This window comes from Gulosibacter hominis, assembly GCF_904842695.1.
In the GTDB taxonomy this organism is placed as follows: domain Bacteria; phylum Actinomycetota; class Actinomycetes; order Actinomycetales; family Microbacteriaceae; genus Gulosibacter; species Gulosibacter hominis.
Genome location: NZ_CAJGWQ010000018.1, coordinates 1 through 25,267 on the forward strand (window position 1 = coordinate 1; position 25,267 = coordinate 25,267).

Here is a 25,267-nt window from a genome sequence, read left to right on the forward strand (position 1 = left end):
GTCCCCCACCACATCCCCCGCCCCGAATATGTGGACCGTGCGGAACCAAACGAACCCGATGGCACCGGCGATTTCTACAGCCCTGAAGAGCTCGAACGGGTGCGCGCGGCCTCGCAAATCGCCGCCGACTGTCTCGAATATCTCGAACAGTTTGTAGTGCCGGGGGTCACCACCGATCGGCTGGATGAACTCGCCCACAATTTCTTGATCGAGCGCGATGCGTACCCCTCGACGCTCGGCTACCGGGGATTTATGAAGTCGTGCTGCACCTCGCTCAATGAGTGCATCTGTCACGGCATCCCCGACAGCACCGTGCTCGAGTCTGGCGATATTCTCAACATTGATGTCACGGCTTATTTCAACGGGATGCACGGTGACACGAACCGCATGTATGCCGTCGGCACGATCGACACCGAGTCACAACAGCTCATCGATGTCGCCCACGAGGCAATGATGCGCGGTATTCGCGCGGCAAAACCGGGCCGCGAGGTCAACGTCATCGGCCGCGTGATCGAAAAATACGCGGGTCGTTTTGGCTATGAGTCGGTGCGTGACTACACCGGGCACGGTGTCGGTCGCGCCTTCCACAGCGGCCTGATCATCCCGCACTACGACACCGACCGCTTCACCGATGTGATTGAGCCGGGCATGGTGTTCACGGTTGAGCCGATGCTCGTCACCGGCTCGCAAGACTGGCGGTCATGGGATGACGGCTGGACCATCGTCACCAACGACGGTTCGCGCTGCGCGCAATTCGAACACACGATTTACATTGGCGAGGACGGGCCCGAAATTCTCACGCTTCCCGCATCACAACGAAACGGATAGAGGCAGCAGCATGGCGAAATCGGCACGCTACGCAATCGGCATCGATATCGGCGGCACCGGCATCAAGGGCGGTGTTGTCGACTGCAAAAAGGGCAAGCTGCTCGGTAAGCGGTGCAAAGAGGCCACCCCGCCGGGTGCTGCCATCGCGGATGTGCGTGCCGCGGTGCTCACGCTGTTGGAGCGTATCCGCGCTCAGGAACTCGATACCAAAGTTCCCGCGCTCGACACCCTCCCGATCGGTATCTGTATGCCCGCGGTGATTCGCCACGGCCGTTCGATGACCGCCGCGAATATCGCCCCGGAATGGGTGGGGTTCGATGCCCGCAGCATGTTTGTCGAGGCGCTGGGAGCACCGGTTTCGCTCGTGAATGACGCGGATGCGGCCGGTGTTGCCGAGGTGAAGTTTGGTAATGCGGATGCGGCACAGGGTTCAGTGCTCGTGCTGACGCTCGGCACCGGGATCGGTTCGGCGCTGGTCTATCGTGGCGATCTCTTCCCAAACACCGAGCTCGGTCATATGGAGCTCGACGGTCACGCCGACTATGAGCGGTACGCCTCGGCAAAGGTTCGAGAGCGTGAGGGAATCGATGACGCCACCTGGTGTGCCCGACTCTCCCCCTATTTTCGCAAGCTTGAGGCACTCTTCTCGCCGGATGTGTTCGTAATCTCCGGTGGAATTTCAAAGCGCGCGACCGAATTCATCCCGCTCATCGATGTCACCACACCGATCGTGCCGGCAAAGCTAAAAAATAACGCGGGCATTATTGGTGCCGCGTTGCTGGGAGCTTCGGGCTGGGACTAGCGCCGGTCGGTCCAGCAAATATGAACTAACTCGCAAGGCTCGCAAAATACGAACCGGCTCGTAGAGTACGAACGGGCCGGCCGATACGCCGGGTTCTGTACGGGTTACCCCGTGGCGACCATCTATCTCGGCGGCACGTTACCGTGTCGCTCTAGCAGCTCACCCGGGAACTCGGCGAGCCGCGTCAACGTTCCCTATTGGCCTTGCTCCGGACGAGGTTTACCGTGCGATGCGCGTCACCGCGCATCCGGTGCGCTCTTACCGCACCTTTTCACCCTTACCCGCGCTGCGGGCGGTTTGTTTTCTGTGGCACTGTCTCGCGGGTTACCCCGGGTGGGCGTTACCCACCGTCCTGCTCTGCGGAGCCCGGACGTTCCTCGATTCACCAGAGTGAGTCGCGGTCGCCTGGCCGGCCCTGTTCGTACCGACCAATTGTAGCTGCACGCGCATGAGCGGCGACAGACTATTGCAGATCTGATCGTGCCGTGCGCACGAGCACTGCCCCGGTGACCGGGCAGTAGGCGAGCTCATCGGCGGCGAGGCTGCGTATTTGTGCCAGCTCGCTTTGACCGAGCTCAAGGTTTGAGGCCGTGGAAACAGTGCCAACCAGTTCGGCCGCGCCGATTCCGGAGTTTTTCCGTGCCCGCTCGTATGCCTGCAACAGTTCGGCGGGGACGCTGTCAATTATGGCTTTACGCCGCAGCTGCAGATCACGCGCCTGCTCGCGAATGTGGTCGCGAGCCTGTTCGCGCCGCTGCAGCAAATCTGCCGCGAGTTCTTCAATTTCATTGAGCGAGGCGCGCGCGGTGTCGAGCTGTTGCTGGAGCGCAGCCACAGTTTCTTCCTGCTCCAGTTCACTGGCGGCGAGTGCGTCTGCACGTCGGGTCAGCGTGGCGAGCTCTGCCTGCAGCCCGGCAATTTCTTTCGTGGAGGTCGATTCGGCTAGCAGCTGCTCGTCGCGCGCCCGGCGCTCTGCCACCACGCGCGAATCGTCGCGGGTGCGGGCGAGCTCTGCCTGTGCCGCATCCAGCGCCCCGTGCGCCTGTGCTGCTGCCTGCCGCCGGCTGCGGCGATCGTTTTCGATCGAGAGCAAATGCTCCTGCTCGGGCATATTTTTGGCCAGGTGCTGTAGTCGTGCGGTGGCGCTATCCACTTCAGCGAGTTTCAGCAATTGCAGCTGTTGTTCGGTGCTGGCTCTCATCGTGCCGGTGCTCCTCTCGTCTTGGTGGCCGTCACGCCTGCTGTGCCACCGTGAATGTCCACGGGTCGGTGTTGTGCGTTGACACCCGCACTTCAATATCGGGATGTGCCTCGCGGATGCGCGCGGCCGCGCCATCGAGCCACAGCCACTCGCTAGCAAAATGCGCGGTATCAACGAGTGCCGGCCCGCCGGCCAAAATCGCCTGCTCGCGGGCCTCGGATGCCGGATGATGACGCAGGTCACTCGTCAAATACACATCGGCACCGCGCACCAGCGGGTGCGAGAGCAGCGAGTCGCCAGCGCCAGAGCAGCAGGCCACTCGGCGCACCGGCTGCTCGGGTTCTCCGGCCACCCGAACCCCGCCCGCGGTGGCCGGGAAAATCTCGGCCACTCGCTCAGCGAACTCACGCAGGGTGATCGATTCGGGGAGTTCCCCGACCAGGCCGATTCCGCGCTCGGGATTATTCGCCAGCGGCTCAATCGGGATGCGTTCCTCGGCGCCCGCGGGAATACCGAGACGATCAAAAATGGTTCCGGTGGGGCCTGACTCAACCACATCGGCATTTGTGTGGGCCGACTCGAGCGCGCATCCACCGCGAATGAGCCGCGCCAAAAGCGCGCCCTTGTATTGGTCTTCGGCAATTGAGGTGACGCCGCGCAGTAGCAGCGGATGGTGCGTGAACAGCAGCTGCGCTCGCCACTCGAGCGCCTCGGTCACCGTGGCAGCTACCGGATCAACGGCAAAAAGCATCCGCTCGATCACGGCATCCGGGTCGCCGCTAGCAAGTCCCACCGCATCCCACGATTGAGCGTCGGCTGCGGGATACAGCGCATCAATAGTGGCTCGCAATTCACGCAGAGTGGTCATACCGTCAGCGTACCGAACTCCAAATCTGAACCCGAGCTACACGCTGTTCACGGATGCGCAATAGGCTCTTGGGTATGGGAATTCCGAAGCGCCTGCTCGGCAGCGATGAGCAGATCATCTATCACCTTCGCACGCACATTAAGCGCATCTTGGGCTGGCTGCTGCTCGGCCTGTTGATCGTTATTGCCGCTGTTGTTGGCGCGCTGCTGCTGCCTTCCGACTGGCAGCCGGTCGGATCGTGGGTCATCTTCGGTCTGGCGGTAATCCTGCTGGTTCCGCTGACATTTGTGCCGCTGTTGAAGTGGGCTACCACCACCTACACGATCACCAACCGCCGCATCATTACCCGCACCGGAATTTTTAACAAGACCGGGCACGATATTCCCCTTGGACGCATTTCAAATGTGTCGTATGACCGTTCGTTCATCGACCGGCTCTTCCGCTGCGGCACGCTGATTCTTGAAACCTCAGCCGATAATCCGCTGCTACTCGACGATATTCCGCAGGTTGAAAAAGTGCATGTGCGCATCACCGAGCTGCTTTTCCGGCTCGACCGCGAAGAACGGCTGGCACCGGATCACTAGCGCGACGCCGAGCGAACTAGGCTGAATATATGCTCAGCCCCGAACTCGAACGCGCACAGTCTCTGATCGTCTCGATTCCCGACTACCCCCAGCCGGGCATCATTTTTCGCGACATAATGCCGCTCTTAGCGGATGCAGACGCGTTTCGAGCGATCACGGCCGAGATGCTGCGCCCCTTTGCCGGCCAGTTTGATGTGGTTGCCGGTGTTGAAGCACGCGGTTTTTTATTTGCCGGTGCGGCCGCGGCCTTCTCGGGTGCCGGACTCGCGCCGATTCGCAAGGCCGGTAAGCTGCCGCGTCCCGCCGCATCAGTGGAGTACACACTCGAATACGGCACCGCCACCATCGAGATGCACGCCGACCTGCCGCGTGGCGCCCGGGTGCTGCTGCTCGACGATGTGCTGGCAACCGGTGGCACACTGCTGGCCGCGCAACAGTTGATTCGCGAAATTGGCTGCGAACTTGTCGGCACCAGCGTTTTGGTCGACCTCGCAGACCTCGGCGGTGCCGAGGTCCTCAGCCGCTCCGGTGATGCGCCGCTACACCGCGTGTTTAGCTACTAGGAGTTCTCGGTTTAACGCCGCTGGTTGCAGACCTCGACGATATCTGTCGGGTTCACACCAGCATCCGCCCATAACAAAAGCGCCGGTGCAGGCATAACTGCACCGGCGCTCTTGTTTGAGCTACTAGTGGCCGTAGTTGCCGCGGTAGAACTCGTACGACCATCCAAGCACACCGATAAGTGCGATCGGCGCGAGGAAGAAGGCGGGCCACCAGCCGAAGGCGATGCTCGCAAACACGAAACCAATACCAGCGGCGGTAACGAACGGCCACATCGAGTGCGGCGCAAAAAAGCCGAGTTCGGAGTCGGCCTCGTGGATCTCAGCCTCTTGTCGGTCTTCAGGCAGCCGCTTCTGACGGAACGGCTTGTCTTCAATGTCGAGGTAGAAGGCGATGAACATCGAGAAGGCGATCATCAGCACGAAGGCGACCGAACCGACGGGCTCGGGCTGACCGGTGTCGACCCAGGTCCACGCGATGTAGGCGGCAGCCATCACCGCGTAAAAAATCGACAGCGCCCAAAGGAGCTTTGCATTTGTACGCATGTGTCTTAGGCCTTTCCGCCGACGGTGACAGGCTCGTCGTGTGCACCGGGTGCAGCGAGCTCAGGGTGGTTAAGGTCGAACGCCGGACGCTCCGAGCGGATGCGCGGGATCGAAGTGAAGTTGTGACGCGGCGGCGGGCAGCTGGTTGCCCACTCGAGCGAGCCACCGTAGCCCCACGGGTCGTTCACGGTTACCTTCTTGCCGTTGCGGTGGGTGAGGAACACGTTGATGAAGAACGGGATCATCGAAACCGCCAGGATGATGGCACCGATCGATGAAACCTGGTTCATCCAGGTGTAGTGCGCCTCTGCCTGGTAGGTGAAATAACGACGGGGCATGCCCATCACACCGAGCCAGTGCTGGATCAGGAAGGTGGTGTGGAAGCCGACGAACAAAATCCAGAAGTGGATCTTGCCCAGACGCTCGTTGAGCATCTTGCCGGTGAACTTGGGCCACCAGAAGTAGAAGCCAGCGAACATTGCGAACACCACGGTACCGAAGATCACGTAGTGGAAGTGAGCCACCACGAAGTAGGTGTCGGAGACGTGGAAGTCAAGCATCGGCGAGGCCAGGATGACACCGGTGAGACCACCGAAAACGAACGACACCAGGAAGCCAAGCGAGAACAGCATCGGGGTTTCGAAGGTGATCGAACCACGCCACATGGTACCGATCCAGTTGAAAATCTTCACACCGGTTGGCACCGCGATGAGCATCGTCATCAGAGCGAAGAACGGCAGCAGCACCGAGCCGGTGACATACATGTGGTGTGCCCACACCGAAGCCGAGAGCGCGGCAATCGAGATGGTCGCGAGCACCAGGGTCTTGTAACCGAAGATCGGCTTGCGGCTGAACACCGGGAAGATCTCCGAGACGATACCGAAGAACGGCAGCGCGATGACGTACACCTCTGGGTGGCCGAAGAACCAGAACAGGTGCTGGTAGAGGATCGTGCCGCCCGCGTCGACGTCGTAGATGTGGGTTCCGAAAACACGGTCCATGAGCAGACCGAACCAGGCAGCGGTGAGCACGGGGAAGGCGAACAGCACCAGGATTGAGGTGATGAGCGTGTTCCAGGTGAACACTGGCATGCGCCACATGGTCATACCGGGTGCACGCATGGTGAGGATCGTGGTGATGAAGTTCACCGCACCAAAAATGGTGGCGTAACCGGTGAGTGCCAGACCGGCAACCCAGAGGTGACCACCGGCACCGGGGCTGAAGGTCGAAAGCGACAGCGGGGTGTAGGCAGTCCAGCCGAAGGATGCGGCACCCTGCGGGGTGAGGAAGCCGAGCACCGCGATGATCGCACCGAAGCTGTACAGCCAGTAGGCGAAGTTGTTGAGTCGCGGGAAGGCAACGTCAGCGGTACCAATCTGCAGCGGCACCAGCACGTTGGCAAAGCCAGCGAACAGCGGGGTTGCGAACATGAGGAGCATGATCGTGCCGTGCATGGTGAACAGCTGGTTGAACTGTTCCTTGGTGGCAATCATTTCCATGCCGGGTGCGAACAGCTGACCACGGATCAGCAGCGCAAGCACACCACCGATGCAGAACCATACAACCGACGAAACCAGGTACATGTAACCAAGCTTCTTGTGGTCGGTGGTGGTGATTAGGTCAACGATTGCGTTGCCTTTTTTGCCGATCGTGTTGCGGTCGAGGTCGGAAACCGTGAGCGGTCCTTCGTTACCTTCGATGCCTGTCGGCCGGTTAAGCGTTGAACTCATCTTTACCCTGCCTTAGTGCTCTTCGTGTTGAATTTCGGGGACCTTGGTGCCCGGGTTGTGCAAGTTGCGGTTGAACTCGTCGCCGACGGCGCCAGTGTTGCCCTGGGCGGCGAGGCTGTCGAGGTACTTCCGGTATTCGCCTGCCGAAACCACCTTGACCTGGAACAGCATCATCGAGTGGTACTCACCACACAGCTCGGCGCACTTACCGATGTAGGTGCCTTCCTCGGTGGGAGTGAACGACATCTGGTTGGTCTTACCGGGGATGGTGTCTTCCTTGTAGTGGAACTGCGGCACCCAGAACGAGTGGGCGACGTCACGCGACTTGAGGTCGATGGTGACCTTGGCGTCAACCGGCAGGTAGAGCGTGGGCAGCTTGTCCATGTTGATTTCGCCGGTGGTCTTGCCGTCGGCGTCACGCACTTCTTCAGCCTGCACACCCTGGTAGTACACAGCAGCGTGGTCGTGGGGCGATCCCTCTACCTCGAGGTAGTTGAAGTCCCACGCCCACTGCTTGCCGTAGACCTCGATGTGCACCTCGCGCTCATCGTCGGCCCAGTTTTCTTCAATCTTGGCCTGCTCACGTGCGGTGAAAGCAAAGAAACCGGCGACCAGCACGACGGGGATCACGGTGAACATGATCTCAATCGGCATGTGGTAGCGCATCTGCTGCGGCATACCGGTTTCGTTCTTGCGGCGACGGTAGGCAACCGAAGCCCAGATAACCAGGCCCCAGGTGAGCAGACCCACACCCATGAGCGCCACCCACGAGTTGGCCCAGAAGTTACCGATGGCATCACCCACGTCGCTGATGCCCTTGTGGCCTGGCATATAGGCCGCAAGCTCCGCTTCAGTGCAGCCGGTGAGCACGAGCGCCGCTAGCGCGGCCGTACCTCCGGCTAGCCACTTCTTAATGTGGTTCTTCCGCACGATGGACCTTTCGAGAAGACGCATACAGACGACTCACAGTGTAGTCACATTTTCGGGCGAGCGGCGCCCACGCCACCCCGCGTGCGCGCCGCTCGTCCCGAAAAAATGCCTGCCAGTCGCGATTTTTGCCCGTTTTTAGTGGAACGAGTCACCGCAGGCACACGATCCAGCGGCGTTGGGGTTGTCGATCGTGAATCCCTGCTTTTCAATGGTGTCGCTGAAATCAACAGTGGCGCCCTCGAGATATGGAACGCTCATTTCATCCACGATCAGTTCAACGCCATCGAAGTCGACCACTGCGTCATTCTCAAGCTCACGCTCATCGAAATAGAGCTGGTAGATCAGCCCCGAGCAGCCGCCCGGCTGCACCGCTACACGCAGTCGCAGATCGGTGCGCCCCTCCTGGTTGAGCAGTGCCTTCACTTTGTCGACAGCAGCCTGCGTGAGTTTCACGCCGTGCGTGTGCTCGGTCATGGTGATGCCGTCGAGGCCACTCGCCACTTCGGTCTGGGTTTCGGTGGTCATGATTCCTCCCAATCGTTTCGCTATGTAACGCCGGCGACCCGCCGGTTATTCCGCTTGCTGGGCTGCGTCGCTTCCCAGCACAAGTCCCGCCAAAAACAGTGCCTCGGCCTTGATGGCCTTGCGCAACACGCCCAGGTGCTGCGATTCATTCGGTGAGTGTGCCCGGGTTTCGGGGTCTTCCACGCCGGTCACCAAAATCTGGGCGTCGGGGAAGCGCTCGACGAGTTCGGCAATGAACGGAATCGAGCCACCGATGGCGGTGAGCTCGGGTTCGACGCCCCACGCATCCCGCATTGCGGAGCACATCTGCGCAACGCCGGCAGCTTCGGTGTCGACCAGGAAAGGTTCCCCCACATCCAGATCATCAAACTCAAGCTCGGCACCCCAGGGCACCTGCGCCCGCAAATAGTCCATCAGCGCATCGGCCGCTTCGCCGGCGGGCTGGCCGGGAGCAATACGAGCCGAAACCCGCACCCGCACCTCGGGCAGCAGCGTATTGGATGACTCTGCCACCGATGGTGCGTCAATGCCGGTGATGGTAATCGCCGGCTGATACCAGGTGCGTTCCCGCACCGGGCCCACGCCGATCAGCTGACCGCCGATCGCCCCAATTTCGTTCGCCAATTGCTGCTCGTCATATTCCGGCACCGGTGCGGAATGCGAGTGCAGACCGGGAACCGCGACCGAGCCGTTTTCATCCCACAGGCTGTTCAGCAGACGAGTCAATACCAGCATGGCGTCGGGAGCCACTCCCCCGAACATGCCCGAATGCCAGGCACCGGTAAGCGAACGCACGGTGAGTGCAAAGGTCACATTGCCGCGCAGCGCAACCGTCAGTCCGGGCGTCTCGGTGCTCGGATTATCGCTGTCGGCCACGATGATGTAGTCGGAGCCAAGCGCATCCCGGTGCTCGTCGAGAAAACGACCGAAGCTACGCGAACCGTTTTCTTCTTCGCCCTCGATAAACACCGAAATCCCGATCGGCAGCTGCTGCTGATGTGCCTCACAAATATCACGCAGGGCCTCAAGCGCGGCAATGTGCAGCATCACCCCGGCCTTGTCGTCACTCGCACCCCGACCGTAAAGCCGCTCCCCGCGGATCGTCGGCTCATACACCGGCGAATCCCACTTGCGCTCATCCCCGGGCGGCTGCACGTCATGATGCGCGTACAGCAGCACGGTGGGCGCACCGGGTGCGGGGGCGCGGTGCGCAATCACGCCCGGTTGTCCCGGCCGTCCGGCAGCATCCTCATACTGGTGAACTTCGACCTCATCAAAAAGTCCGGTCTGTACGAGCTGCTCGCGCACAAATTCGGCGCTGCGCTGCACCTGCTCGCGATCAAATGCATCCCAAGAAACTGACGGGATGCGAACCAAATTGGCGAGCCGATCGATGGTGTGGGGCATCCCGAGATCGATCCGGTCGACGAGTGCGCTACGGAATTGGTCGAGTGATGCGGAGTTGTCCGCCTGTTGAGATTGCGACATAGCGACAGCGTACTGGCAGCTGCTGAGTCAACTAGGATAGACAGGACCTAGCCACCCGGAGGTAGAACAAGAACCATGGCAAAGCACCAGACCCAGCCGGCCGAAAACAGCGACAACGAAGCCGCTGCCCCGACCCAGGGGAAGAAGGGCCCCACCCCTCGTCGTCGAGAGCGTGAGGCACAGAACTTCCAGCCGCTGGTTCCGGAAGACCGCAAGGCTGCCTCGAAGCAGGCGCGCGAGCAGATTCGCCGTGAACAGGCGAAGGCACGTGAGGGTATGGCCCGCGGCGAAGACCAGTACCTGCGCCCGAAAGAGCGCGGCCCGCAAAAACGCTTCCTGCGTGACTTTGTCGACATTCGTTTCACCCTCGGTGAGTTGCTGGTGCCGTTCATGTTCCTGGTGATTTTTGCCACCATGATCCCCGGCCTGCAGTACTACAGCACCTTCGCGCTGCTGGCGATCTGGACCTATCTCATCGTCTGTATCGTCGAGGGCGTCGCGCTTGGCCTCATTGCCCGCAAGCGGGTCGCGAGCGTTGTCGGCGAGAGCCGAACCGAAAACGGCTTTGTGTGGCAGGCAATTTCGCGCAGTATGCAGATGCGGTTCATGCGCCTACCGAAGGCGCGTGTCAAGCGCTTCAGCTCAATCGAGTTCACCGCCAACTACAAATAGCGCGGCAAAAACACCGGTGCCGGGCACTCGCAATCGTTGCGTGCCCGGCACCGGTGTTTTGCGCCAGTAACTATCGCCCGCGTCGACGCAGGCGTTCGAGTCCGCGGTTAATGGCGGCCGCCCACTGCGGTCCCTCGTAAAGGAATGCCGTGTATCCCTGCACCAGGGTGGCACCGGCTGCGAGTCGTTCGTGCACGTCATACGCGTCGGTCACGCCGCCCACCGAAATGATGCAGGGTGCATCACCGAGCTCGGCACGCAGCAGCTTCAGCACCTCGAGCGAGCGTTCCCGCACCGGCGCACCCGATAGGCCACCGGCACCGAATGCTTCCACCACTCGTGAGCTGGTTGCCAGCGGTTCGCGCTGGATGGTCGTGTTCGTTGCCACGATGCCGGCGAGGCCGATACGCCGCACCAGCTCGGCGATGCGTTGCACCTGATCATCGGCCAAATCTGGCGCGATTTTTACCAGCAGCGGCACCCCGTCGGCGGCTTCCAGAGTTGCCCGCAAAATCGGTTCCAATGCGTCAAGTTCCTGCAGACCGCGCAGCCCCGGGGTGTTCGGTGACGAAACATTGATGACGAGATAGTCAGCCTGCCCGCGCAGGGTCTTGGCCGCCGAAACATAGTCGTCAACCGCATCCTCGGCCGCAGTCACCTTGTTTTTGCCAATATTGATGCCCACAATCGCCTGGCCGTTACGACGCGCTCGCAGATTTTCAAGCGCGGTTTCGGCACCGTCATTGTTGAATCCCATGCGATTGATGAGAGCGCGATCGTTGACCAGCCGAAAAAGCCTCGGCTTTGGGTTGCCGGGCTGTGCCTTTGGTGTGATGGTGCCGACCTCGACGTGACCGAAACCGAGTGCGGTCAGCCCATCAACCAGGTCAGCATTTTTGTCAAACCCCGCGGCCAGCCCGAAGGGCGATGGGAATTCCATCCCGAGCGCTTCTACGCGCAATGAGTTCGCCGGGCGTGTGCAGCGGCCCAGCACACGCCGAACCGGCTCACAGCGTCCGATGCCCCGCAGCACACCAGCGGCAATGTGGTGCGCTCGTTCGGCGTCCATCCGGCGAAATACCGTGTTGAACACGACCTGATATCCGGAGCGTACGAGCCGAGTGAACACTGTGGTCCTTTCCGCTTGGGCCTTAGTCGGCGCTGTCTGTTTCGCTGGCGTATTTGGCGGTGACGCCGTCATGTTTGAGCTGTTCGATCGCACGCTCAAAATCGTGCATCGAATCGAAGTCGAGGTAGACGCTGGCAAAACGCAAATACGCGACATCGTCAATTTCGCGAAGGAATGGCAGCACCGCGAGCCCCACATCCCGTGCGCCCACCTGCGACACGCCAGTCGCGCGGATAGTTTCTTCAACACGCTGTGCGAGCAGCCCCAGGTCGCCCTCGGTGACCGGCCGCCCCTGGCAAGCCTTTCGCACCCCATTTTTTACCTTTTCGCGTGAAAACGGTTCCTCAACTCCGGAACGCTTTTTTACGCTGAGGCTGGCGGTTTCAATTGTCGAAAACCGGTTACCGCATTCGGGGCACTGCCGTCGACGACGAATCGCGGTGCCGTCATCGATCGTCCGAGAATCGACCACCCGCGAATCATCATTCCGACAAAACGGGCAATACATCAGCGCTCCGACTCGAATCGTGCGTCGACCGAATCGCCGTGGGCGGGCAGGTCTTCGTCGTGTGAAATGGCGCGGATGTGATCACGCACCGCAGCCAATGCTTCACGGTCATAACGGATGAGCTGCTGGGAACGCAGGAACGTGTGCGCGCCCAGTCCGGATGCGTGCGCCGATGAGCCGCCGGTGGGCAGCACGTGATTCGAGCCGGCCACATAGTCACCCAGCGGCACCGGCGCGTAGGGGCCGATAAAAATTGCACCGGCATTGGTGATCATGGCAACCGTGGCCGCATCATCGGCGGTGTGAATTTCGAGGTGTTCGGGGCCGTAGACATTCGACACTCGGCAGGCTGCCGCGATATCGTCAACCAGCACGATGGCCGATTGTTCGCCGCGAAGAGCGGTACCGGCACGCTCACTGTGTTTGGTGGCTGCCACCCGCGGTTCAAGCGCGGCCAGCACGCGGTCGGCGAACGCCTCATCATCGGTGACAAGCACGCTCGAAGCGAGCTCGTCGTGTTCAGCTTGACCCAGCAGGTCGGCGGCCACCAAATCGGGGTCGGCCGAACCATCGGCAATGATCAAAATTTCAGTGGGGCCGGCTTCGGCATCAATACCGACCACCGATTGCACGGCCCGCTTGGCCGCTGCCACCCAAACATTACCGGGACCGGTAATCACATCAACCGGTTCGAGATCAATATCTGCCACACCGTAGGCGAACGCACCGATGGCACCGGCACCACCCATCGCGTAGACCTCGGTGACTCCGAGCAGCCCCGCCGCAGCAAGAATGGTCGGGTGAATGTGTCCGTTGTGATCGGCCTGCGCGGGTGAGGCGATGGCGATGGATGCAACACCGGCCACCTGCGCGGGCACGACATTCATCACGACGCTCGAGGGATAAACCGCCTTGCCTCCGGGAACATACAGGCCCACGCGGTCGACCGGCTGCCAGCGCTGCTCGATAACAGCGCCGGGTGCCACCTCGGTGAGTGCCGGCGGCGGCACCTGGGCTCGCGAGGCCTTGCGCACGCGGGCGATCATCTCTTCAAGCGCGGCGCGCACTTCGGGCTGTAGCTGTGTGGTTGCCGCCTCAATTTCAGCAACCGGCACTCGAATTGACGACACCGTGGTGCGGTCGAATCGCTCGGCCTGTGCCTTGAGCGCTGCCTCGCCGTGTTCGCGAACCTCATTGATGAGTTCGGTGGCTCCGGGCACCGCCGCGGTGACGTCGAGTTGTGGGCGAGGAAGGACGGTACGCAGCTGCCCGGTCGAAAACTGTCGACCGCGCAAATCAATGGTGTTCATCATGATGGTCCCATTCTAGTTGTGTGCCCGGAGAGGCTCATCCGCGAGCGCGACTGCAAATTATGACGGACGCTCCCCCAGGCATTCCGGCCCGAGTAGCGCGACAAGTTCTGAGTACAGTGCTCCCGAGTTTTCCACCCGGTGTGGAAGCTCAAACCGGCGGATCGCATAGGGCGTACGCAGCCTGAGCCGCACCTCGCTCTCGCCGGCATTGCGCCGCAATAGGGCGTCGAGCTCGGTGACCAGTGGCACAGTAGCTTGGCGATCGTTCAGGGTGATCGTGAGTGCGTGGTTGTCGCCCACCGACAGCTGCGGCACGGTCACCCCCTGTGCGGTGATCGTAACCCCGTCATCACGCTGCTGTGCCCGGCCGCGGATCACCGCGATCGTGTCAGATTTCAGCTGCGCAGCATACTCCTGATAGGTCTTGCCGAGGAACATCACCGTGATTTCACCGCCGAAGTCTTCGACGGTCACCATGGCGTAGGGATTACCCGATTGCCGGGCAATGCGGTGCTGCACCACGGTCATCAAGCCGGCGATCTGCACCTGCGAGCCGTCCGCAACCTGTGCATCCTCGGCCGTCAACTGCAGAATCTGATGGGATGCGAGCTTCGCCAGATCGGCTTCGAGTCCGCGCAGCGGGTGATCGGAGACATATAGCCCGAGCATGTCACGCTCAAAAGCGAGCTTGTCACGGCGCGAAAATTCGGGGCGTTCGGGAACCGCCGACTCTTCTTCGGCGAACTCTTCGAGGCCGGCAAACAGATCGACCTGACCGTGCGCCTCATTACGTTTTTTCGCCACTGCCGCGTCGACTGCATCCTCGTGAATTTCGACAAGCGCGCGTCGGGTGTAGCCCAGTGAGTCGAAGGCGCCGGCTTTGATGAGCGACTCGATAGTGCGTTTATTGGTCACCGAGGTCGGCACTTTGTTGAGAAAATCGTGGAAAGAGGTGAACTTCCCCTCGCGTTCACGAGCGGCAACGATGTCGGCAACCACCTGATCGCCGACGTTACGCACCGCGCCCAAACCGAAACGAATATCCTCACCGACCGCGCGGAAGCGCAGTGTCGATTCGTTCACATCCGGTTGCAGCACCCGGATGCCCATGTGACGGCATTCGTTGAGATACTCGGCGAGCTTGTCGCGCGAGTCTCCCACCGAGGTGAGCAGCCCCGACATGTATTCGGGCGCGTAGTGGCACTTGAGGTAGGCCGTCCAATACGACACCACACCGTATGCCGCCGAGTGTGCCTTGTTGAACGCGTAGTCAGAGAACGGCAGCAGGATGTCCCACAGCGCCTGCACCGCCGCCTTTGAAAAGCCGTTAGCGTGCATCCCGGCCGAAAATTTTTCAAATTGTTTTTCGAGCTCGGCCTTTTTCTTTTTACCCATTGCGCGCCGCAGCAGGTCGGCCTGTCCGAGCGAGTAGCCGGCAACCTTCTGGGCGATGGCCATCACCTGTTCCTGGTAGATGATGAGGCCGTACGACTCAGCCAGGATTTCGCGCAGGGGCTCTTCAAGCTCGGGATGAATGGGAGTCACCGGCTGTAGACCGTTTTTGCGGTGCGCGTAGTTGACGTGCGAGTTCGCGCCCATCGGGCCGGGGCGATACAGCGCAATCGTTGCCGAAACGTCGTTGAAGTTGTCGGGCTTCATGAGCCGCAGCAGCGCCCGCAGCCCGTCACCATCCAGCTGAAAAACGCCCAGGGTGTCGCCGCGTGACAGCAAGCGATAGGTGCCGGCATCGTCAAGCGGCATCCGTTCGAGGTCGATTTCTTCGCCCCGGTTTTCGGCAATATTGTCGATCGCATCCGAAAGGATCGTCAGGTTGCGCAGGCCCAAAAAGTCCATTTTAATCAGGCCCAGCGACTCGCAACTCGGATAGTCGAACTGGGTGACGATCTGGCCGTCCTGTTCGCGACGCATCAGCGGAATTACGTCGATGATCGGAGCAGACGACATGATCACGCCGGCAGCATGCACACCCCACTGCCGTTTGAGCCCCTCGATCCCCTTCGCGGTGTCGAATACTTTTTGAAACTCGGGGCTGGATTCAATAACCGAGCGAAGCTCCCCCGCCTCTTTATATCGGGGCGCATCGGGGTTGAACACATCGCCGAGCGGAATATCCTTCCCCATGACAGCTGTGGGCATTGCCTTGGTGAGGGTTTCACCCACCGAGAAGGGGAAGCCGAGCACCCGGGATGCATCTTTGAGTGCCTGCTTCGATTTGATCGTCCCGTAGGTGACAATCTGTGCCACATGGTCGTCGCCATATTTTTCGGTGACGTACTGGATTACTTCGCCGCGCCGGCGGTCGTCGAAGTCGATATCGAAGTCGGGCATCGACACTCGATCGGGGTTGAGGAAGCGCTCGAAGATCAGCCCGTGTTCGATCGGATCAAGGTCGGTGATGCGCATGGCGTAGGCGCACATTGAGCCGGCACCCGAACCACGTCCGGGGCCCACGCGCACGCCGTTTTCTTTTGCCCACTGGATGTAGTCGGCCACGACCAGGAAGTAGCCGGGGAACCCCATCTGTTTAATGATGCCGGTCTCGTAGTCGGCCCGTTCGCGCACCTCGGCGGGAATGTTCTCGCCGTAGCGATAGTGCAGGCCGCGGTCGACCTCTTTTTCAAACCAGCTGGCCTCGGTTTCGCCCTCGGGCACCGGAAAAGCCGGCATGAAGTTTGCCGACTCATCAAATTCGGCATTGCAGCGCTCGGCAATCAGCAGTGTGTTGTCGCAGGCATCCTGGAAGTCGCGGAAAAGATGCCGCATCTCGGCGGGCGACTTCAGGTAGTAGCCTTCACCGTCAAATTTGAACCGGTTTGGATCATCCAGTGTCGAACCCGATTGCACACACAGCAGCGCCGCGTGATGCACGGCATCTTCTTTGCGCGTGTAGTGCAGGTCGTTGGTGACCACTCGCGGCAGGTTCATTTCTTTGCCGAGCCGCAGCAGGTCATCCCGCACACGACGTTCGACCTCGACGCCGTGGTCCATGAGTTCGAGGAAAAAGTTTTCTTTCCCGAAAATGTCTTGGAACTCGCCCGCTGCCTGTTTGGCAAGCTCGTACTGCCCCAGACGCAGCCGCGTTTGCACCTCTCCCGATGGGCAGCCGGTGGTGGCGATAATCCCCTTACCGAAGCGGTTCAGCAGCTCGCGGTCCATGCGGGGCTTGAAATACTGCCCTTCAATCGACGCCCAGCTCGAGAGCCGAAAGAGGTTGTGCATCCCCTGCGTGGTTTCGGCCAGCATGGTCATGTGGGTGTAGGCACCACCACCCGACACATCGTCACCGCCGCCGTTGCCCCAGCGCACGCGTTCGCGGTTACTGCGGTGCGTGCCCGGAGTCAGGTAGGCCTCGGTGCCAATGATTGGTTTGATCCCGGCCTGTTTGGCAGCCTTATAAAACTCGTAGGCCGAAAACATATTGCCGTGGTCGGTGGTTGCCAGCGCCGGCATCCCCATTTCAGCGGCCAGCTCGCACACCTCGGTGATTTTTGCTGCGCCATCGAGCATCGAATACTCGGTGTGATTGTGCAGGTGTACGAACGAGTCGGACGTGGACACGGCGCCTCCGGTAGCTGGTTAGGGATTGCTCCAGTCTAGTTGGCGCGGCCACCCGCTGATGCTGTCGCCGGGCAGGGGTAGCGACTCGCCGGTGGCGCCGACTCGCCGCTGTCAGTATTCGACGCCGTGGCGAAGCACTTCGAGCGCGTGCTGGAGATCGCGGGGGTAGTTCGAGGTGAACGACACGTACTCCCCCGTGGTCGGATGCACAAACCCCAACCCCACCGCGTGCAGCCACTGCCGGTCGAGACCGACCGCGGCGGCGAGCTTGGGGTCGCAGCCATAGAGCGGATCGCCCACGCAGGGGTGCCCCTGAGCCGAGGTGTGCACGCGAATTTGGTGGGTGCGTCCGGTTTCGAGTTTCACTTCGAGTAGCGATGCGCGACGGAACGCTTCAATCGTGTCGTAGTGCGTGATCGAGGGTTTGCCACCGGCCACCACGGCAAATTTCCAGCTCGAACCGGGGTGGCGGCCAATTGGCGCATCAATAGTGCCTGAAAGCGGATCCATGAGCCCCTGCACAACGGCGTGATAGGTCTTGTCGACCGCGCGATCACGAAACGCCTGTTTCAACACCGAATAGGCGGTTTCTGATTTCGCCACCACCATCAATCCCGAGGTGCCAACATCCAGCCGGTGCACGATGCCCTGGCGCTCAGGCTGCCCTGATGTGGTGATCCGAAAGCCCGCGGCTGCCAGCGCGCCGAGAACGGTCGGCCCGCTCCATCCCACCGAGGGATGCGCTGCCACGCCAACTGGTTTCATCACGACCACGAATGATGGTTCATCGTGAACGATTTCGAGTTCGGGAACCGGGATGGGCTCGACCTGCAGGGGCTGTTCGGGTTCCCACTCGACGTGCAGCATTGCACCGGCTGGTAGGCGGTCGGATTTCGCGGCTGCCACACCGTCGACGAGAATGTCGCCGGCTGCGGCCATCTCGGCAACCCGGCTGCGGCTCATACCCAGGAGTTTGGCAACACCGGCGTCGACGCGCTCTCCCACGAGACCGTCAGGCAGCGGCAGAATTCGTGTCTGTTTCATGGCTTTCCTCGGCAGAGTTGGCGCGGGTGGCGGCAGCCTTCGCTTTGGCCGTGCCGCGTTCTCCGTCAAAACCAATGTCGAGGATGGTCAGCAGCGCGACCGTGATCATGCCGCCGACGATCGCAATATCGGCGAGATTGTAGATGGCTGGAACAATCCACGGGGTCGAAATGTAGTCAACCACGTGCCCTTCAAAGGTACCCGGTGCCCGGAAGAGCCGATCACCGAGGTTGCCCAGGGTGCCGCCGAGCACGAGGCCGAGGACGATGGCCCACCACACCGAGCGGATACGCCGCGCGTTTGCCACGATAACCGCGACCACCACGGCGGCAATGATGGTGAAAATCCAGGTCATCCCTGAAGCGATGGAAAAGGCCGCGCCGGGGTTTCGCACAAAATGAATTTGCAGTATTTCGCCGAGCACTTCGATGCGCTGACCCTCGACCATATGGTCGACAACGAGCTGCTTGATCAGCTGATCGGCCGCCAACAACACGGCCGCGACCCCGACCAGCAATGCGATATGCCTTGCGCTGGCCGCGGGTCGCGGCGCGGTGTTAAATTCAGTCACTCCGGATTTTGCTATTAGGCGTCAGCCTCGCCGCCACCCGAGGCGTTGAGGTCGTTGAGCTGGCCCTCGATGAAGCTGCGCAGGTTGGTGCGGTAGTCGCGTTCGAACACGCGGAGCTCTTCGATACGCTCCTCGAGCTTCTGCTGCGATGCTTCGAGGCGGGTGGTGATATCGCGTTCGCGGGTCTCGGCGTTGCTGACCAGCGTGTGTGCGCGGTTTTCGGCGTCAGCCACGAGGCGGGTTGCCTTGGTCTCGGCCTCTTCGGTTACGGCCTGGGCCTGCGAGTTGGCGTCATCAACAATGCGCTTGGCATTGGCCTCTGCCTCGGCGATCATCTGGTCGCGGCGTCGAGTACCCTCGGCGACGTGCTCGTCGTGCAGGCGACGCGCCAGCACGAGCAGCGACTGTGATTCGCCAGCTTCGTCACCGCTGGCTTCTGGAGCGACAGCCGGCACGGGCTCAGCAACGGGTGCCGGAGCCGGAGCTTCCTCCTGAGCTTCCGGAGCAAAGTCTGCGACGGGTGCGGCTTCGCCAGCACCGCCAGCCTTGAGCTGCTCGTTTTCGGCCTTGAGCTGCTCGTTTTCGGTGATCAGTCGACGGAATTCGGCGACCACCTCGTCAAGAAAGTCGTCAACCTCGTCCTGGTCGTATCCTTCGCGGAACTTCGTCTGCTGAAACCGCTTGTTAACGACATCTTCCGGCGTAAGCGCCATGAGTCGGGCCTCTCTCTTGGTTGATTAGAAAACAGCTCGGTACCGAGACAGATCTCGATCTACATCGACAACCTTACGTCACAACCACAACATTCGTCACATTGTCTGCTCAATTTTCGCCGCTACCGTGAACTCACCACGGCCATATAGCTCGCAAAATAGCTCAGCAGATTCAGCGCGATGAGTACCACAAGCCATGAAAGATCGAGGGCGATATTTCCCACCCGCAGCGGCCGAATCCATTTGCGCAGTAGCTTCAGCGGCGGATCGGTCAGCCGGAAAACGAGGTCGACCAGCACCAGCAGCAGGCCCTTTGGTCGCCACCGCGGTGCGAGCACCATGGCCCAATCAATAATCAGGCGCGCCCACATCACCGCCGTGTAGATACCGATGACGTAGAACAGTGTGATCCACAACAGATGCAAGTGAGTTCCAACCTGTCAAATACGAGATTGACGGTGCGCCCGTGGGCACACCGTCAATGAGGCACGTTAACTAAATTAGCTGAAGAAGGTGTTGTCGTCAGCCTGACCCGATTCATCATCGTGAACGTTCACGTGCTCGGGTGTCAGCAGGAAGACACGGTTGGTGACGCGCTCGATTTTGCCGAGGAGCCCCTGCGCGAGACCCGAAGCAAAGTCGATGATTCGGCGTGCATCCCCGTCACTCATCTGCGACAGGTTCATGATGACCGGCACACCGTCACGGAAGTGCTCGGCAATCACTTTGGCATCGTTGTCGAAGGCCTTCGGGTGGACGGTGAGAATCTCGTTCATCTTTGGTGCCGCGGGGGTCGGCTTCACCACGGGGGTCGCGTGCGGCGCGGACGCCCGGTTAATGGGGGTTACAGGGGCCGGGGTGGCGCGCTCGGTAACCGGTTCTACGCGGTCGGTTTCAGCGTTCGCCGTCGACTGAGCGACCTGCCCCTGGCGGTCGTTCTGGTTGTCGGCTTCCTCGGCGAGCCCGAGGTAAACCATTGCGTTACGAAGCGGGTTTCCCATGTGTGCCTCCTGACGTTTCTGCAAATACGTTACGGGGCGGTGGGCCGATTTCCGGTGATTGCCGTGCCGATTCGCAGGTGTGTCGCACCCTGTGAAATCGCTGAGTGGAAGTCATGCGACATGCCCGCCGAAATCCATTCCGCATCCGGCACAATCGCTCGAATCCGCTCAGAAGTGAGCCGCACCTGCTCAAATGCCGGGAGCGGGTCGGCGCCCAATGGTGCCACCGCCATCACACCGCGCAGGCGAATGGTGGGGGTTGCGGCGATTTTTTCGGCAAGCGCCTCAGCTTCGGCAAGCGGCACTCCCCCGCGATCGGGGTCGCCGTCGAGCGAGAGCTGCATCAGCACGTCGAGTGCACCGGCTTCGCCACGGTCGAGCGTCGACAGCGCGGTGACAAGCTCTTCACGGTCGATAGAGTGCACCGCATCTGCGTAGCGTCCCACCTGGCGAGCCTTGTTGCGCTGCAGCTGGCCAATGAAGTGCAGGCGTCCGGCTCCCAGCTCGTGAATGCGCTGGGCCTTGTTGCGCGATTCGGGGTGTCGGTTTTCGCCAAAATCACGCACACCCAGCTCAGCCAGCACATCGATGAGTTCGAGCGGCTGATATTTGGTGACCACGATGAGTGTCAGTTCATCGCTCGACCTGCCCGCCTCACGCGCAGCTTCGGCAATTTCACCCCGCACCCGTTCGAGCCGTTCGGCGACGGCCGCGGCATCAATCACCGTGCTCATCGCAAAAACGAAGGGATGTCGAGACCGCTGCTGTCATCATCATCGAACGGGTTGTCGTTCTGGCGCGGCGCAACCGTGGGCTGCTCGGCGGTGCTCCAAGCCGGAGTCTGCTCCAGACGCGGAGCGGCCTCCTCGGCGGTCGAAGCGGGCTTAGCTGCCGGTTCTGCCGACTCATCAACGGGCTCGATGTTACGAGCGGTGGCTTCGGCCACTGTGGGCAGCGACAGGGGCGCACCCTCAGCCTTCGGTTCTGGCTTCACCAGCTCTTCGCCGCGAGCGGCAGCCTTCGGGTCGCCACCAATGAAGCCGGCCGCGATAACGGTGACGCGCACCTCATCGCCGAGCGTGTCATCAACGGCGGTACCGAGAATGATGTTGGCGCCGTCGAATACCGCGTCGCGCACCAGCTGAGCAGCCTCGGCCACTTCGAACATTCCGAGGTTTGAACCGCCCTGCACCGACAGCAGCACGCCGTGTGCGCCCTCGATCGAGGTCTCCAGCAGCGGTGATGCCACCGCCAGCTCGGCAGCCTTGACCGACCGGTCGGCGCCACGCGCGGTACCGATACCCATGAGCGCCGAACCGGCCCCCTGCAGCACCGACTTGACGTCGTTGAAGTCAACGTTGATGACACCCGGGTTGGTGATCAGGTCGGTGATGCCCTGCACACCGGCCAGCAGCACCTGGTCTGCGGTCGAAAATGCTTCGAGCATTGAGATGCCACGGTCGCTGATCTCCAGGAGTCGGTCGTTGGGCACCACAATCAGCGCGTCGACCTCGTCTTTCAGCGCGGTCACACCGGTTTCGGCCTGATCCATACGGCGACGGCCCTCGAAGCTGAAGGGCTTGGTCACGACGCCGATCGTCAGCGCTCCTATTGACTTGGCAATGCGTGCCACCACCGGCGCGCCACCGGTGCCGGTGCCACCGCCCTCACCGGCGGTAACGAACACCATGTCAGCACCGGCGAGCGCCTGCTCAATTTCTTCGACGTGCTCTTCGGCGGCGCGGCGACCAATTTCTGGGTCGGCACCGGCACCGAGGCCGCGGGTCAGTTCACGACCAATGTCGATCTTGACGTCCGCATCCGAAAGCATGAGGGCCTGCGCGTCGGTGTTTACCGCAATGAATTCGACGCCACGCAGGCCGATCTCGATCATGCGGTTGACGGCGTTCACGCCGCCGCCACCAACGCCGACGACCTTGATGACGGCGAGGTAGTTGTTCGTGTTGGCAGAAGTGGTGTTCGACACTGCGTGACCCCTTGTCGTTGGGTGGTTGAGCCCCGTAGCGGGCACAAACCCGGTCGCGGACGATTGTTGGTTGTAACGTTATGGCCGTTTGGTCGCTGAGCTCAGCGAGACCTCGCGCGTGTTGCCCGAAGCGTGCAACTTGCCTCAACCAGGGGTTGAAACTTTTACCGGATGCGCGGTACGGCTGCACCCACTACGGTTGCGTATCGCGTGACACCGGGTTATCCGGGCTCGACACATCAAAATATGCGGGCTGTCCGCCGGATGCGGCTACGAGCGCTTCAAGCACCTGCGCCTTACGGTCGGAATCCTCGGCGCTCCCCCACACCACGAGTGTGCCGTCCCGCAGCGTCAGGGTGACGCTGTCGAGCGTGTTTGCCGATATATCGGCAACCTTTTTTCGGAACTCATGATCGAGCGCGATGGATGCCTTGGCAGCCGCCTGGAATCCGGGCGCGTCGACGCTGCTCACGCGAAGCACCGGGATGTCTTCGGGCAGTTGATCTGCCCGCCAGAGCTCAGTACCAACCGCATCCACCATGACGGCACCGTCATCACCGGCGATCGCTCCCACCGGTACGCGCTCTACCACATCAACTACGAGTGTCGAGGGTGGCTCGGTGCGCACCGAGTAGCTTTGCACCAGCACAAATTGATCGAGCAGCGCACCCACATCGGCATCGGTTACCTGTGCCAGCGGCTGGCCCTCGAGCTGTTTCAGTGATGCTTCGATTGCATCCCGATCAGCGCGCTCCACTCCGGTAACGGCCACCTCGCGCACGCTGAACAGCGGCGTGAACACTCCGATCGCCACAAAAGCGATGACAAAGGCGGTCAGCCCCGCAATGCCCCACAACACATTGCGACGGGTGCGGGCACGGCGGGTGAAGCGGCGCACCTCGTCACGCTCGAGTTGTTTGCGAGCGCGGCGCGCCTGTCGCAGCGATGGTAGTGGCGAGTCGGTGGTGCGTTTGTTGCTATCGAGCTCGATGCGGTCGCGTTCGGCACTGGCTGCGGCCGGCGCTTCGCGTTCGTCGGTGCTGTAGCCATAATCGTCATCGTCGCGGCGCGGGGGCCAGTCTTCCCCCGAACCGCTACGAAAACGATCGAATATCCCCACTGCTATTCGGCCTGTCCCGAAGCCGCCCCGGCGGCTCCCGAATCGGATGCGCGGGGTGCGCGTGCGTGTAGCGCTTCGAGCAGCTGGGGAATGATGAGGTTCACATTGCCGCAGCCGAACGTGATCACAAAATCGCCCGGCTCGGTCCATTCGGCAACGCGGGTGGCGGCAGCAGCCCAGTCGGGGCGGTAATCAACCCGGCTCGGATCTTTGAATTCACGCACCACCAGCTCGCCGGTGACGCCGGGCACCGGGTCTTCGCGGGCGCCGTCAACATCGAGCACCACCGTGTGGTCGGCGAGCGCCTCGTATGCCGCGGCAAACTCGTCGCTCATCGCCTGGGTTCGCGAATACAGGTGCGGTTGGTGCACGGCGAGGATGCGGCCATCACCGACCACTTCGCGTGCTGCGGTGAGTGCGGCCACGACCTCGCGCGGGTGGTGAGCGTAATCGTCATATACCGAAACGCCGTCAATCGTGTCGTGCAATTCAAAGCGCCGCTTCGTGCCACTGAAGGCCGCAAGCCCCCGCAGTGCATCGGCCGGGTCAATACCGAGTTCACGCAGCACAGCCACTGCGCCGGTGGCATTGAGCGCGTTGTGGAAGCCTGGCACCGCCAATTCGCCCTCGTATTCGATGCCGTCAACGGCGATCCGTAGTCGGGTGCGGCCCTGCATCGGGGTGGTTTCAAGCAGGCGCACATCGGCGTTCTCGGATGCACCAAACGTGACCGTGCGCGGGTGATCAAGTCGTTCATGAAGCGCCACTGTCAGTTCGTCATCGGCGCTGAGCACCACTGCCTCGCTGGCGCCACTGGCGAAGTCGACGAACGCCTGCTGGAATGCATCCACGCTGCCGTAGTGGTCGAGGTGATCGTTGTCGATGTTGGTAATCAGCGCGATCGCCACGTCATAAAACAAAAATGAGCCATCTGATTCATCGGCTTCAACGACGAATTCACTGCCTGAACCGCGGCGCTCATTGGTACCGAGGGGCGCCACTACCCCGCCGTTGACAAAGCTCGGATCGTGACCGAGCTCGACGAGAGCCGTGGCGATCATCCCCGTGGAGGTGGTTTTGCCGTGGGCGCCGGCCACCGCGATCAACCGCGAGTTTTGGGTCAGCCACACGAGCGCCTGCGAGCGGTGCAGCACCGTGATGCCACGATCGCGGGCTGCCACGAGTTCGGGGTTGTCCGGCCACAGTGCCGAGGTGACCACCACCGCATCCACATTTTCAGGAAGGTTTTCGGATGCGTGCCCGATCGCCACCTGCGCGCCGGCCGCACGCAAATTGCGGGTGTAGTCGGATTCGCTACGGTCAGACCCCGATACCTCGACACCCGCATCAAGAAACATTCGGGCGATGCCGCTCATCCCCGAACCACCAATTCCGATGAAGTGCGCGCGCCCGATTTTTGCGGGAATCTGCGCATCCGGATCCGGTTTGATTACCACGGTGATTCCTCTCCTGAACGTTTACCGCCGGCAATCTCGGTGCGCCGGAGGCGTTAACGGGCCGGCTGAATGGGTGCCTGCTGCGTCAGCGAATTCGCTGCCCACCTGGCA

25 protein-coding genes and 1 other RNA gene are annotated in these 25,267 nt (G+C 61.4%); 5 read left to right on the forward strand and 21 right to left on the reverse strand.

Features of this window, described 5'->3' with window-relative positions; genetic code table 11:
* Nucleotides 1-828, forward strand: an 828-nt coding sequence (gene map, locus JMV54_RS09495; RefSeq protein WP_201518680.1) for a type I methionyl aminopeptidase, incomplete at its 5' end; no start/stop codon positions are given.
* Nucleotides 829-838: 10 nt separating this feature from the next.
* On the forward strand, nucleotides 839-1,630 hold the full coding sequence (ppgK, locus tag JMV54_RS09500; RefSeq protein WP_201518681.1) for a polyphosphate--glucose phosphotransferase: 792 nt from the start codon (nucleotides 839-841) through the stop codon (nucleotides 1,628-1,630).
* A gap of 68 nt (nucleotides 1,631-1,698) precedes the next feature.
* On the opposite strand, the gene rnpB is transcribed toward ppgK, so the two are convergent.
* The 3 genes from rnpB to JMV54_RS09515 all read right to left on the reverse strand — a co-directional run bounded on the left by rnpB (nucleotide 1,699) and on the right by JMV54_RS09515 (nucleotide 3,699).
* Nucleotides 1,699-2,047, reverse strand: an RNA gene (gene rnpB, locus JMV54_RS09505) — RNase P RNA component class A.
* 46 nt (nucleotides 2,048-2,093) lie between these two features.
* Nucleotides 2,094-2,831, reverse strand: a complete 738-nt coding sequence (locus tag JMV54_RS09510) for a zinc ribbon domain-containing protein (RefSeq protein ID WP_201518682.1) — start codon at nucleotides 2,829-2,831, stop codon at nucleotides 2,094-2,096.
* Nucleotides 2,832-2,862: 31 nt separating this feature from the next.
* On the reverse strand, nucleotides 2,863-3,699 hold the full coding sequence (locus JMV54_RS09515) for a Nif3-like dinuclear metal center hexameric protein (protein WP_201518683.1): 837 nt from the start codon (nucleotides 3,697-3,699) through the stop codon (nucleotides 2,863-2,865).
* Between the two features lie 74 nt (nucleotides 3,700-3,773).
* Between JMV54_RS09515 and JMV54_RS09520 the strand changes: the two genes are divergently transcribed.
* Together JMV54_RS09520 and JMV54_RS09525 are read left to right on the forward strand one after the other, a co-directional pair.
* A complete protein-coding gene (locus tag JMV54_RS09520; RefSeq protein ID WP_201518684.1) occupies nucleotides 3,774-4,283 on the forward strand; it encodes a PH domain-containing protein in 510 nt (169 codons plus the stop codon).
* Nucleotides 4,284-4,312: 29 nt separating this feature from the next.
* Nucleotides 4,313-4,846, forward strand: a complete 534-nt coding sequence (locus JMV54_RS09525) for an adenine phosphoribosyltransferase (protein ID WP_201518685.1) — start codon at nucleotides 4,313-4,315, stop codon at nucleotides 4,844-4,846.
* A gap of 123 nt (nucleotides 4,847-4,969) precedes the next feature.
* On the opposite strand, the gene ctaF is transcribed toward JMV54_RS09525, so the two are convergent.
* The 5 genes from ctaF to JMV54_RS09550 all read right to left on the reverse strand — a co-directional run bounded on the left by ctaF (nucleotide 4,970) and on the right by JMV54_RS09550 (nucleotide 10,062).
* Nucleotides 4,970-5,389: an aa3-type cytochrome oxidase subunit IV gene (gene ctaF, locus JMV54_RS09530; protein WP_201518686.1), complete on the reverse strand. Its 420-nt coding sequence runs from the start codon at nucleotides 5,387-5,389 to the stop codon at nucleotides 4,970-4,972.
* A 5-nt stretch (nucleotides 5,390-5,394) separates the two neighbouring features.
* Nucleotides 5,395-7,119, reverse strand: a complete 1,725-nt coding sequence (gene ctaD, locus JMV54_RS09535) for an aa3-type cytochrome oxidase subunit I (protein WP_201518687.1) — start codon at nucleotides 7,117-7,119, stop codon at nucleotides 5,395-5,397.
* Nucleotides 7,120-7,131: 12 nt separating this feature from the next.
* Nucleotides 7,132-8,073 carry an aa3-type cytochrome oxidase subunit II gene (gene ctaC / locus JMV54_RS09540; RefSeq protein ID WP_201518688.1) on the reverse strand — a complete coding sequence of 314 codons (942 nt, stop codon included), beginning with the start codon at nucleotides 8,071-8,073 and terminating at the stop codon, nucleotides 7,132-7,134.
* Between the two features lie 111 nt (nucleotides 8,074-8,184).
* On the reverse strand, nucleotides 8,185-8,574 hold the full coding sequence (erpA, locus tag JMV54_RS09545) for an iron-sulfur cluster insertion protein ErpA (RefSeq protein ID WP_201518689.1): 390 nt from the start codon (nucleotides 8,572-8,574) through the stop codon (nucleotides 8,185-8,187).
* Between the two features lie 45 nt (nucleotides 8,575-8,619).
* Nucleotides 8,620-10,062 (reverse strand): dipeptidase, encoded by a 1,443-nt coding sequence (locus JMV54_RS09550; protein WP_201518690.1) that lies wholly within the window; start codon nucleotides 10,060-10,062, stop codon nucleotides 8,620-8,622.
* A gap of 75 nt (nucleotides 10,063-10,137) precedes the next feature.
* On the opposite strand from JMV54_RS09550, the gene JMV54_RS09555 reads away from it, so the two are divergent.
* Nucleotides 10,138-10,734 carry a DUF3043 domain-containing protein gene (locus JMV54_RS09555; protein WP_201518691.1) on the forward strand — a complete coding sequence of 199 codons (597 nt, stop codon included), beginning with the start codon at nucleotides 10,138-10,140 and terminating at the stop codon, nucleotides 10,732-10,734.
* A gap of 70 nt (nucleotides 10,735-10,804) precedes the next feature.
* Here JMV54_RS09555 and JMV54_RS09560 read toward each other — a convergent pair whose 3' ends face one another.
* From JMV54_RS09560 to murC, 13 genes are all read right to left on the reverse strand, one after another.
* Nucleotides 10,805-11,863 (reverse strand): quinone-dependent dihydroorotate dehydrogenase, encoded by a 1,059-nt coding sequence (locus JMV54_RS09560; protein WP_269141182.1) that lies wholly within the window; start codon nucleotides 11,861-11,863, stop codon nucleotides 10,805-10,807.
* A gap of 22 nt (nucleotides 11,864-11,885) precedes the next feature.
* Nucleotides 11,886-12,371 carry a transcriptional regulator NrdR gene (nrdR, locus tag JMV54_RS09565; protein ID WP_201518692.1) on the reverse strand — a complete coding sequence of 162 codons (486 nt, stop codon included), beginning with the start codon at nucleotides 12,369-12,371 and terminating at the stop codon, nucleotides 11,886-11,888.
* Nucleotides 12,371-13,684, reverse strand: coding sequence for a histidinol dehydrogenase (gene hisD, locus JMV54_RS09570; RefSeq protein ID WP_201518693.1), 1,314 nt, complete (start codon nucleotides 13,682-13,684; stop codon nucleotides 12,371-12,373). Before hisD ends, nrdR begins: the two co-directional genes overlap by 1 nt.
* A gap of 57 nt (nucleotides 13,685-13,741) precedes the next feature.
* Complete coding sequence (dnaE, locus tag JMV54_RS09575; protein WP_230972906.1) at nucleotides 13,742-17,212, reverse strand: DNA polymerase III subunit alpha; 3,471 nt, start codon at nucleotides 17,210-17,212, stop codon at nucleotides 13,742-13,744.
* Between the two features lie 162 nt (nucleotides 17,213-17,374).
* Complete coding sequence (locus JMV54_RS09580; protein WP_201518695.1) at nucleotides 17,375-18,307, reverse strand: RluA family pseudouridine synthase; 933 nt, start codon at nucleotides 18,305-18,307, stop codon at nucleotides 17,375-17,377.
* Nucleotides 18,276-18,878 carry a signal peptidase II gene (gene lspA, locus JMV54_RS09585; protein WP_201518696.1) on the reverse strand — a complete coding sequence of 201 codons (603 nt, stop codon included), beginning with the start codon at nucleotides 18,876-18,878 and terminating at the stop codon, nucleotides 18,276-18,278. The genes JMV54_RS09580 and lspA overlap by 32 nt, the downstream gene beginning before the upstream one ends.
* A 14-nt stretch (nucleotides 18,879-18,892) precedes the next feature.
* On the reverse strand, nucleotides 18,893-19,591 hold the full coding sequence (locus tag JMV54_RS09590; RefSeq protein ID WP_201518697.1) for a DivIVA domain-containing protein: 699 nt from the start codon (nucleotides 19,589-19,591) through the stop codon (nucleotides 18,893-18,895).
* 122 nt (nucleotides 19,592-19,713) lie between these two features.
* Nucleotides 19,714-20,016: a YggT family protein gene (locus JMV54_RS09595; RefSeq protein WP_230972534.1), complete on the reverse strand. Its 303-nt coding sequence runs from the start codon at nucleotides 20,014-20,016 to the stop codon at nucleotides 19,714-19,716.
* 75 nt (nucleotides 20,017-20,091) lie between these two features.
* On the reverse strand, nucleotides 20,092-20,592 hold the full coding sequence (locus JMV54_RS09600; protein ID WP_201518698.1) for a cell division protein SepF: 501 nt from the start codon (nucleotides 20,590-20,592) through the stop codon (nucleotides 20,092-20,094).
* Between the two features lie 29 nt (nucleotides 20,593-20,621).
* Entirely contained in the window at nucleotides 20,622-21,326 is a 705-nt protein-coding gene (locus JMV54_RS09605) for a YggS family pyridoxal phosphate-dependent enzyme (protein ID WP_201518699.1), read from the reverse strand.
* Nucleotides 21,323-22,579 carry a cell division protein FtsZ gene (gene ftsZ, locus JMV54_RS09610; protein ID WP_201518700.1) on the reverse strand — a complete coding sequence of 419 codons (1,257 nt, stop codon included), beginning with the start codon at nucleotides 22,577-22,579 and terminating at the stop codon, nucleotides 21,323-21,325. Before ftsZ ends, JMV54_RS09605 begins: the two co-directional genes overlap by 4 nt.
* A 193-nt stretch (nucleotides 22,580-22,772) precedes the next feature.
* On the reverse strand, nucleotides 22,773-23,699 hold the full coding sequence (locus JMV54_RS09615) for a cell division protein FtsQ/DivIB (RefSeq protein ID WP_201518701.1): 927 nt from the start codon (nucleotides 23,697-23,699) through the stop codon (nucleotides 22,773-22,775).
* A 2-nt stretch (nucleotides 23,700-23,701) separates the two neighbouring features.
* Complete coding sequence (murC, locus tag JMV54_RS09620; protein ID WP_201518702.1) at nucleotides 23,702-25,156, reverse strand: UDP-N-acetylmuramate--L-alanine ligase; 1,455 nt, start codon at nucleotides 25,154-25,156, stop codon at nucleotides 23,702-23,704.
* Nucleotides 25,157-25,267: the final 111 nt, after the last annotated feature.